The 10,172-nt window shown below is 38.5% G+C and carries 10 protein-coding genes; 4 read left to right on the forward strand and 6 right to left on the reverse strand.

Annotation, left to right across the window (positions count from 1 at the left end):
* Positions 1 to 255: 255 nt before the first annotated feature.
* The 4 genes from potA (at position 256) to potD (ending at position 4,151) form a co-directional block, all read left to right on the forward strand.
* Positions 256 to 1,371 (forward strand): spermidine/putrescine ABC transporter ATP-binding protein PotA, encoded by a 1,116-nt coding sequence (potA, locus tag AACU98_RS16370; RefSeq protein WP_004245891.1) that lies wholly within the window; start codon positions 256 to 258, stop codon positions 1,369 to 1,371.
* Positions 1,355 to 2,215, forward strand: coding sequence for a spermidine/putrescine ABC transporter permease PotB (potB, locus tag AACU98_RS16375; protein WP_004250112.1), 861 nt, complete (start codon positions 1,355 to 1,357; stop codon positions 2,213 to 2,215). Before potA ends, potB begins: the two co-directional genes overlap by 17 nt.
* Entirely contained in the window at positions 2,212 to 2,991 is a 780-nt protein-coding gene (potC, locus tag AACU98_RS16380; RefSeq protein WP_004245888.1) for a spermidine/putrescine ABC transporter permease PotC, read from the forward strand. The genes potB and potC overlap by 4 nt, the downstream gene beginning before the upstream one ends.
* A gap of 116 nt (positions 2,992 to 3,107) precedes the next feature.
* Positions 3,108 to 4,151 carry a spermidine/putrescine ABC transporter substrate-binding protein PotD gene (gene potD, locus AACU98_RS16385; RefSeq protein WP_004245887.1) on the forward strand — a complete coding sequence of 348 codons (1,044 nt, stop codon included), beginning with the start codon at positions 3,108 to 3,110 and terminating at the stop codon, positions 4,149 to 4,151.
* Positions 4,152 to 4,283: 132 nt separating this feature from the next.
* Here potD and AACU98_RS16390 read toward each other — a convergent pair whose 3' ends face one another.
* From AACU98_RS16390 to AACU98_RS16415, 6 genes are all read right to left on the reverse strand, one after another.
* A complete protein-coding gene (locus tag AACU98_RS16390; RefSeq protein WP_004245886.1) occupies positions 4,284 to 4,601 on the reverse strand; it encodes a helix-turn-helix domain-containing protein in 318 nt (105 codons plus the stop codon).
* A 26-nt stretch (positions 4,602 to 4,627) separates the two neighbouring features.
* Positions 4,628 to 5,701, reverse strand: coding sequence for a fimbrial protein (locus AACU98_RS16395; RefSeq protein ID WP_161735204.1), 1,074 nt, complete (start codon positions 5,699 to 5,701; stop codon positions 4,628 to 4,630).
* Positions 5,701 to 6,219 carry a fimbrial protein gene (locus tag AACU98_RS16400; protein WP_004245882.1) on the reverse strand — a complete coding sequence of 173 codons (519 nt, stop codon included), beginning with the start codon at positions 6,217 to 6,219 and terminating at the stop codon, positions 5,701 to 5,703. The genes AACU98_RS16395 and AACU98_RS16400 overlap by 1 nt, the downstream gene beginning before the upstream one ends.
* A complete protein-coding gene (locus AACU98_RS16405; protein WP_161735207.1) occupies positions 6,219 to 8,750 on the reverse strand; it encodes a fimbria/pilus outer membrane usher protein in 2,532 nt (843 codons plus the stop codon). The genes AACU98_RS16400 and AACU98_RS16405 overlap by 1 nt, the downstream gene beginning before the upstream one ends.
* Positions 8,751 to 8,786: 36 nt before the next feature.
* Positions 8,787 to 9,464, reverse strand: a complete 678-nt coding sequence (locus tag AACU98_RS16410) for a fimbrial biogenesis chaperone (protein ID WP_004245879.1) — start codon at positions 9,462 to 9,464, stop codon at positions 8,787 to 8,789.
* A gap of 98 nt (positions 9,465 to 9,562) precedes the next feature.
* Positions 9,563 to 10,123 (reverse strand): fimbrial protein, encoded by a 561-nt coding sequence (locus AACU98_RS16415; RefSeq protein ID WP_004245878.1) that lies wholly within the window; start codon positions 10,121 to 10,123, stop codon positions 9,563 to 9,565.
* Between the last annotated feature and the right edge of the window lie 49 nt (positions 10,124 to 10,172).

Here is a 10,172-nt window from a genome sequence, read left to right on the forward strand (position 1 = left end):
TTATATTATATTTTTTGTTTTTTATAACAAAGTCTAGAGTTATGATGAAAAGCTTAAAAATGAATAGTTTTTCATAAGAAATGTACCTTTTTGCTTTCAATTTTACCTCACTACGTTTATCATTTGCCCCTTGTACTATACATACGGCGTTGCTGGTTTTGGGCTTCTGTGGAGCATACTGCTCCGGCAGCTCACACAGTCTTTTCCGGCGGCGGTTCTATCTGCATTATTCTTCGGGATAGAGTATTACCTTAAATGACTGAGAAAACATCTCTGACACCACTAGTCGAATTAAAATCCTTAAGTAAAGGTTTCGACGGAAAACAAATCATTTCCCGCCTCGATCTGACTATCAACCATGGCGAGTTTTTAACCATACTCGGCCCTTCAGGCTGTGGTAAGACGACGGTATTACGTTTAATTGCGGGCTTAGAAGACGCGGATGATGGACAAATTATCCTAGATGGACAGGATATTACCCATATTCCAGCAGAACAGCGTTTTGTAAATACCGTTTTCCAAAGTTATGCCCTGTTTCCCCATATGACCGTATTTGAAAATGTGGCTTTTGGTCTACGTATGCAGAAAACACCTGCTGCAGAGATCAATAGTCGCGTTATGGAAGCGTTACGTATGGTGCAACTGGAGGACTTTGCCCAACGCCGTCCTGCTCACCTTTCTGGTGGTCAACAGCAACGGGTCGCGATTGCACGGGCGGTGGTCAATAAGCCGAAGGTATTGTTGTTAGACGAATCATTGTCTGCTCTGGATTACAAATTACGTAAGCAGATGCAAAATGAGCTAAAAGCCTTACAACGAAAACTGGGGATCACCTTTATTTTCGTCACCCACGATCAGGAAGAAGCACTGACTATGTCAGATAGGATCGTGGTCATGAAAGAAGGGCGTATTGAGCAAGATGGCACGCCTCGAGAAATTTATGAAGAGCCAACTAACTTATTCGTTGCGCAATTTATAGGTGAAATCAATATCTTTGATGCACGTGTCCTACATCGTATTGATGAGACACGTATTAGAGCGGATGTTGAAGGGCACGAATGCGATATTTATACGCAATTACCTGTTACTCAAAATCAGCAACTGAAAGTGTTACTCAGACCAGAAGATCTGCGCGTTGAAGAGATACACGATCTTGAAAACCTTCCGGGACTTATCGGTTATGTTCGTGAACGTAACTATAAAGGCATGACTCTAGATTCTGTTGTTGAAATGGAAAATGGCAAGATGGTGATGGTGAGTGAATTCTTTAATGAAGATGATCCGGATGTTGATCACTCGTTAGACCAAAAGATAGCGGTAACTTGGGTTGAGAGCTGGGAGGTCGTGCTGGCTGATGAAGAAAACACGTAAACTATTTCAAAACATCGTTATTACTGGTGTTGTGGGTTGGTTAATGGTGTTCGTCTTCTTACCGAATATCATGATCATCGCCACCAGTTTTTTAACCCGTGATGATGCGAATTTAGTCGAGATGGTTTTTACACTCGATAACTATTATCGCTTATTTGATCCAATGTATGCAGAAGTATTACTGCACTCTATTAATATGGCATTGGTAGCGACCTTAGCTTGTTTAATATTAGGTTATCCTTTTGCTTTTTTTCTGGCAAAAATGCCTAAGAAAATACAACCATTACTGCTGTTTTTATTAATAGTTCCCTTTTGGACTAACTCACTTATTCGTATTTATGGGTTAAAGATTTTTCTCAGTACGAAAGGCTATTTTAATGAGTTTCTATTGTGGATAGGGCTTATCGATAAACCGCTAAGGATCATTTATACCCCAGAGGCGGTAGTATTAGGGTTGGTTTATATTTTATTACCTTTTATGGTTCTGCCACTCTATTCCAGCATTGAAAAACTGGATAAACCCTGTTTGGAAGCGGCTCGAGATCTCGGTGCGAATAAATTACAGACCTTTATTCGTATTATTATCCCATTAACTATGCCGGGGATCATCGCAGGTTGTTTATTGGTAATGTTACCTGCCATGGGCTTATTCTTTGTGGCGGATTTAATGGGGGGCGCGAAAAACCTACTTATTGGTAACGTAATAAAGAGCCAATTCTTAAATATTCGCGACTGGCCATTTGGGGCAGCTACCAGTATCTGTTTAACACTGGTGATGGGGTTAATGCTATTTGTGTATTACCGAGCCGTAAAACTACTGCATAAGAAGGTAGAAATAGAATGATAGGACGGTTATTGCGGGGTGGATTTATGTCCATCATTTACGCGTATCTTTATATCCCGATTATCATTCTGATAGTTAACTCTTTTAACTCATCACGTTTCGGGATCAACTGGAAAGGCTTTACCACTGACTGGTATACCATTTTATTAAATAATGACAGCCTGCTACAAGCTGCAGGGCATTCATTAACGATGGCAGTCACCTCAGCAACCTTTGCGACGTTGATTGGTTCATTGGCTGCGGTGGCGCTTTATCGTTATCGTTTTCGTGGTAAAAAGTTTGTTGGTGGTATGCTGTTTGTGGTGATGATGTCGCCAGATATTGTGATGGCGATTTCATTATTGGTTTTATTTATGCTATTAGGCATTTCCTTAGGGTTTTGGTCATTACTGGTGTCGCATATTACCTTTTGTCTGCCTTTTGTGGTGGTCACGGTCTATTCGCGACTCAGTGGTTTTGATGTCAAAATGCTTGAAGCCGCTAAGGATCTAGGGGCGGGTGAATTTACTATTTTACGTAAAATCATTATGCCATTAGCGATGCCGGCAGTAGCCTCGGGTTGGCTATTAAGCTTTACGTTATCGATGGATGACGTGGTTGTCTCTTCTTTTGTGACTGGACCAAGCTATGAAATTTTACCATTAAAAATTTACTCAATGGTAAAAGTAGGTGTTTCACCGGAAGTGAATGCACTGGCAACCATCCTTTTAGGGCTATCATTAGTATTAGTATTAATTAGTCAGTTGATCTTACGAGATAGAACTGGCAAAGCGTAATTTAAAAGTATTAGTGCGAGTTTCTCGCACTTTTTACGGTCTTGATGACCAAATCTGTTGGAGGTAGGCGTTACGCCTATTTGATATTAACGCATCAACCACTGAAGGAAGCCTAAATGAAAAAGTGGTCCTCTGTACTTGCTGCCAGTGTAATGGCATTAAGTATTGGTACAGCATCGGCTGATGATGGTAAGACAATCTATTTCTATAACTGGACGGAATATGTACCGCCAGGATTGCTGGAACAGTTTACAAAAGAGACTGGGATTAAGGTGATTTACTCCACCTACGAATCTAACGAAAGCATGTATACCAAATTAAAAACCTATAAAGACGGTGCTTATGATTTGGTGGTTCCTTCAACTTATTTTATTTCTAAAATGAGTCATGAGGGGATGCTACAGAAGATTGATAAATCAAAGCTCAGTAATTTTGATAATCTTGACCCAAGTTTATTACATAAATCATTCGATCCTCAAAATGACTACTCAATCCCTTATATTTGGGGAGCGACTGCGATAGGGATTAATAGTGATGAAGTTGATGTAAGTAGCATTACTTCATGGGCTGATTTATGGAAACCGGAATATAAAGATAGTTTACTGTTAACGGATGATGCACGTGAAGTATTCCAAATGGCTTTATTAAAATTAGGCTATTCAGGTAATACCACAGATCCAAAACAGATTGAAGAAGCCTATAAAGAGTTACAAAAGCTGATGCCTAATGTACTGGCTTTTAATTCGGATAATCCTGCCAATCCTTATATGCAAGGAGAAGTGAATCTAGGGATGATCTGGAATGGCTCTGCATTTATTGCGCGAGAAGCCGGTGCTCCTATTGAGTTGGTATGGCCAAAAGAGGGCGGTATCTTCTGGATGGACAGCTTAGCTATTCCTGCAAATGCAAAAAATGTTGAAGGTGCGCATAAGCTTATCGACTTCTTATTACGCCCTGAAGTTGCTGCAAAAGTGGCTGAAAATATCGGCTATCCAACACCTAATTTAGCGGCACAAAAATTATTGCCAAAAGCTATCACAAAAGATAGCTCACTTTACCCTAGTGAAGAGATTATCAGTAAAGGCGAATGGCAAAATGATGTGGGTGAAGCGACGGTTTTATACGAAAGCTATTACCAAAAACTGAAAGCGGGTCGTTAATTAAGTTTATCAGTACCAAAAAGCCACCGTTAAACGGTGGCTTCTTATTTTGTATAGAAAAAAGAGAACATTACCATTAAATCAACGATAAAATAGATGACAGTGTGTATTTGAACCGAAAGAATAATTAAGTTAAGGGCGATTAGTGCCATTTTTTATACAAGCCTCGGCAATCAGCAGGCTGTTTTTTTCTTGTATATTTCGTTGTTGCTCAATATTAATCATATAGTTACTTTGTAAGAAATAGCTGATATGAACATCAAACTTTTCAGTAATTAAATAAACAAACTCAATACTGATCCTATTTGTTCCTCGTTCATACCGTGAAAGTTGTTGCTGACTTATGCCTAACTCTTTGGCAAATAGTTTCCCCGAATATTTTAAATTTTTTCGCAAGTGACGTATTCGTTGTCCTATACGAAAATTAATCGTTTTGCTGCTATCAATCATTTCATCAGCCTTAAAAATTCAAATCATTATTGATAAGAAAAAGTGAGACTGGCTAATCCGTTTGCTTTACCCGGTTTTAGTGTCCCAGTCGTGATATAGCGAGTTGACAGGTTTAATATGTAGTTTTCGTTGTTAGAAGTTGTTATATGGAGTAAACGTTGGTTAGGTTGTCCTATCGCACTGATATCAGGGCCATACACCACGGGAGTTGGATTATCATTAAAGAAAAATTGAATACCAATACCAGAAGCATCAGAATCTGATGTCAGTGTGAGGATATCTGTATTATTAGAATAGGTAGACTGATCGGTCATGCTGGCATATAAATGCACATTACTATCGCATGTAACAGAGATGGGTTTAGCCTGACTTTTTGATGTTGAACCAATGGCTGCCATATCTCGCATTGAGATATCACCTAATTCATAGGTGAGATTTTTGGTATTTACGGTACAGCCTCGAGCTTTAATAGTAATAGTGACGGGGTTAATTGCTACGATAGAGGTATTATTGCCTTTATGGCCTCCACCATATTCAGACCATGTATTGGCGATAACTGTATATGGAATGTTATAAACGCCAGTCTCAAGATGTTTATCTGTCACCACAAAGACGACTTTGCCTTTCAGTGAAACGCGATCCACATTATGGTTAACGGTAGAGCCTACTGCAGGATAAATCACCGTTGCACCCGAACCGTTATCAACATCAATAGGTACGTAAGCAACACTATCATTGTTATCTTTTAAACCAAAAGCATAGCCGATACCTTTAACTCCGGGGAGTGAATAAACAGGATAACGATTACTACCTTCGTAATAGTAGATCCCGCTAATTTTTGAACCAGTAGCATTAGCATAGAGGGTTTCAACCCAACATTTTTGCAAAAATTTCTTCTCACATTTGAAACCATTATGGACAGAGGTTTCACCTATCCAAGTTGACGTGATGGGCGTTCCTGCGGGAGTACCATCGGCGGCACCATCAAAATTCATAGGTGGAGGGGTTACCACTAATGGATCTGCAATAGCCCATGCTATTTGGCTCGGGATACAAAGAAGAGAAACCAGCAATGTGAAGAAAGAAAAAGAGCGTGTCATTATTGGTACTCCAGTAAAAAGGTTGCTGTTGCATTCGCCGATCCGGCTTGAACAGGAAGTTGAGTCGCTACATAGCGAGCATAAAATTGCAGGGTATTATCTTGGTTAGGCAATAAGGTATAAGACTGGCTTTTATCGTTAATATCGATGGAAGCTCCTGAGTTATCCATAATGGAAATGGCAACTCCCTTGGCACCCGTTGCATCAATGGCGAGTAAGGCGTTATCAATAGGATCGGCACGACCATTAAAACTGACCTTCACAGCACTGGCTTCAGGTTGGCAATCGACTAATTTAATACTAAAAGGGATAACAGGCGTACGTTGTTGCGTTATCGTCGTAGAAATAAAATCTTTTGTGGCGATTTGGCCTAATTTTACGGTAATACGTTTTGAGTTTGTCTCTACCGTACATGTGTTTCCTGTTACTCTGGCATTAATGTGTACCAATGTATCGTAAGCAGATCCCTTAGTGGTAAACAGTAATGACAACGCTACAATAAGCATTAATTTGTGCATTATTGGCACTCCTGTGTCATTTTCACAAAAGGTTCATCAAGTTGAGTGGCGGGTAATTGATAGTTCACTTGACAGTATTGAGAGGCATTATGCCCCCAGCGGATCTCTAATTTTCCTGAATCAGGGACACCCGATAAGTAGAGCAAGCCATCATCGCCAACAATACCGGACAGATGATTTTGTTTATCAGTTGCTATTGCCCCAAAAGGGAGTGGGCGACCTTGGTGTTGTAGCGTCAGTAATAAGCGATACCCTTTTTTAGCATCAAACTGAACTTTAATGACGGCGCCTTGTGTTGGGATCACTTGCTTAATGTTTTGCTCAATTTCAACATTATCGGGTAATGCGGTTGTGTCTAATGCCACTCGATTTTGTCGATAAGCAGTAGCATAGGGAATAACGGCAAACCCTCGCCAGTCAGTATAAACCCCTGTCGCATTATCAATCGGTACATCCGCAGTATTACGAGCATCTACTAAAATGGCATTAGCGCTTAAGGGTTGGCTTAAGGTTAATCCGCCACTATGGAGTAGCATACCTCCAGCGAGGCTATAGTTAATTTGTTGAGCATCTTGATGATAGTTATAGCTAGCATTTAAATTGCCATAGCGACTTTGATAACCCAACGCCGCACTACCTGTATAGTTTCCACCTTGATTGCTATAACCTTGTTGAACACTGTAATTAAGGGTATTGTCTTCCAATAATGTACCAGCAATCCCCGCATTATGTGTCGAGTAACCGTTATTATTGTGGCTGTAATTATATGTGAGATAAGTGCTATTGATGGATTGATAACTTGTCGGCATTAGCAATTGTAATGGGATAGAAAGACCCACAGACAATGTTTGGTCACGCTGACCACTATTCATCATTCTGTTATAACTATAAATGACGTTATAAGAGAGCCCTTTAATATTGCCATTGTAGCCGGTTTGTACTAGGACATTTTTCTCATTAGTTCCCCAATAATTTTGCCAGTTGGTCATCATAAAAATAGAGCCATAATCCCCCAGTTGTTGTGATAAATTAATTTGTAGGCTCCCTTTCTTGCGATTATACAAATTAAAATAACTCAACGGTTTTTTTTGATTATCTTCATACAGATAACCGGACATACGCGTATTTAATGTCTCATCTAATGTGTAAAAACCCGAAGTAGAGTAACGATAACCGAGCAATTGAAAGTTTGTGCCAAATTGGTTTAACGACTTGGCATAAAGAAAACGTAAAGAATAACCATCTGATGTTGAGTTATTTGGCAATTGGCTATGAGCAAAGGTGATATCGGTAGAGAAGGCACCTAGGGTACCCATATTTTTACCTGCTCCTAGGGCATAAGATTGGTAATCTTTTGTTGCTAATGCACCGCCATAGACAGTGGTGTCATAGGGTAAGCCATAAATAAGATGACCTTGTATAAATCGAGGTTTTTTATGTTGGTTATTTTGGCGTATTTCACCGGCTTGGATGACAAACTGTTTTTGGCCTTCTCGCTGTAAAATAGGTACAGCAGAATAAGGCACAACATAGCTGTGTTTGCTACCATCATTTTCTTCAATGGTGACATAGAGGTCGCCACTATTTGACGTTGGATAGAGATCACGGATTTCAAAAGCACCCGGAGAAACAAAGGTTTGATAAATCACATAACCGTTTTGGCGGATCACCACTTTAGCATTGCCTTTAGCAATACCTCTGACCACAGGTGCAAATCCTCTTTGGCTATCAGGTAACATAGTGTCGTCACTTTCTAATGAAATACCTCGAAAATTAACACTGTCAAAAAGTGTTGATGAGGTATAACTATCACCAATTTGTAATTGGCTTCTTAATGACACAATATTGCGTTGCAGATAGGTATTGATATGGTTCCATTGGTTTTTCCCGTTTGACGAATTCCAAGTGGAATAATCGCGTAATCGCCAAGCACCAATATTGATCCCACTACGTAGATTTAAATAGTAGCTATTATTATGAGAATTTCCCCAGCTATTAGCGCCACTAAAGGTGTAATTTAAAATACCTGCTGTTATACCGTTATCCCATTTTTCTGGTGGAATATAACCGCGCGCTTTCAGATCTAACGCGGCTTGAGGGACTTGAATATTTAAAGCTTGTTTCTCAATATCATAATTAACAACAGAATCTGGAATGATTTTTTCAATATCAATACATTCATTTGCCGAGAATTTTTCAAAATCAGCAAATAGTTTAATATTGATCCCGAGTGATTGATAATAATCTCGATTTAAACAAGGAATAACATGGTTATCTTGACTAATAAAATGAATATTTTCACTACGCAGATACTCATGATTAAAAACAATATCAAGAAGATAATCACCGGGTTTAATGCGGTTGCCTGCTTCAAAATAACTTAAATCGGTGACGGCATCAGGAGAGTCAGCCAAAAATGCAGGATTAAATCGGTTTGCGCTATATGATGAAAAGGACAGCGTCAATGACAATGCAATGACACTTGGAAAGAGAAAATAAACGATATCTTTATTAGTATTCTTATTAACCATGGTTTTTGACCAACAGGGTTGAAAAAGATGCTGTGATTAATGAACGATTTCTTTTTTTAAAACAGGAGTCTGTGCGCCATAATCATTAATGGTTTGGAATGAAATGGTATTAGCATTCTGATTAACTTTTCCTAATGTTAATTGTGAAAATGGGTTAATCATAATACTTGAAGGAAGTTGACTGTCGGCTGCAGCTAAATTGACCATAGTAATATGATAAGGTGTTGGATTATGGGCAATTAACTCCCCATTTTTATAGGAAAAAGTCACTTCATTGGCATATTTTTCAGTATAAGCGGACAATCCACTAGGACGGTAGAAAAGCTTTATCCGACTCTGGATGGCAATTTGTAGTGTATTTTCATTAGCAAGCTTTTCATCTAAAGAAGGAATAGCTTTGACATTCATCCAAAATAAACTTTCGCGATCTGCAGGTAAAGGTTCACCTGTATACATAATTCTTAAAGCATTCTCTTTATTAGCGTCAAGAATATATAAAGGAGGGGTAACAATAAAATCATTATTTTTATTACCTTGATTATCAGATACCCATGATTGAATTAGAAAACTATTCTCTTTATCTGAATTAGTCACAACAAGATTAGTTTGTTTAATATTAGAATTATAAATAATACGCGTAGCACCTAATGAAACACCATTAGAATAAGCAATAAGTGGGAATAAAAAAATAATAAAAGCAAATATCTTTTTCATAATAAATATTTATTAGCTAATGAATATGGAGTAATAATACTTTTGATAAAAATAGGCCGTCCTTGGCGATAAGACATCAATCAAAAGTGATGAAGTGATTAAGAGTAAGTCACCATAAAGTTAGTTGTAACGTTTGCGCTACCTGCCTTCACTGTATCATCAGTGGAAATAAGAGAAGCGTTATAATTTAATTGGTTTTCACCTTCGATTAATTTTTGAGTTGAAGAAGGTTGTCCTGGAACAACATTTTTGCTGCTTGAATCGGTAATTTTTAACGCTACATTGGTTGCTGCGCCACTGCCTTGTAATGCGAATGCAGTTGCATCACCATCAGAAGCTGTACCGTTAAAGGTAATTGCTGCTAATGATGAAACAGTAATATCGCAGTTATTTAATTTAATGCTAAAAGGAATACGTCCTGTTTCATCACCTTTTTTAGTGAATTCAGCGACACGGAATTGACCCAAACGAACAGTTTGGTTACTTGAACTACTATCAACACCACAAGCAGCATTAACGACAGAACCTTCAAAGTTAATAGTACCACCATTAACTGTAACTTCTGTTGGTGCTGGTGTACCAGTATCTTCTGCTAGGGCAGGTGTAGCAATTATGGCCATTGCTGAAGTAATAATTGCAGATAATAATAACTTTTTCATTAAATGTTCCTATATTTTCAATATATATTTAATACTTAGCTTAATAAAA

The organism is Proteus sp. G4380 (assembly GCF_963885725.1).
Taxonomy (GTDB): Bacteria; Pseudomonadota; Gammaproteobacteria; order Enterobacterales; family Enterobacteriaceae; genus Proteus; species Proteus mirabilis.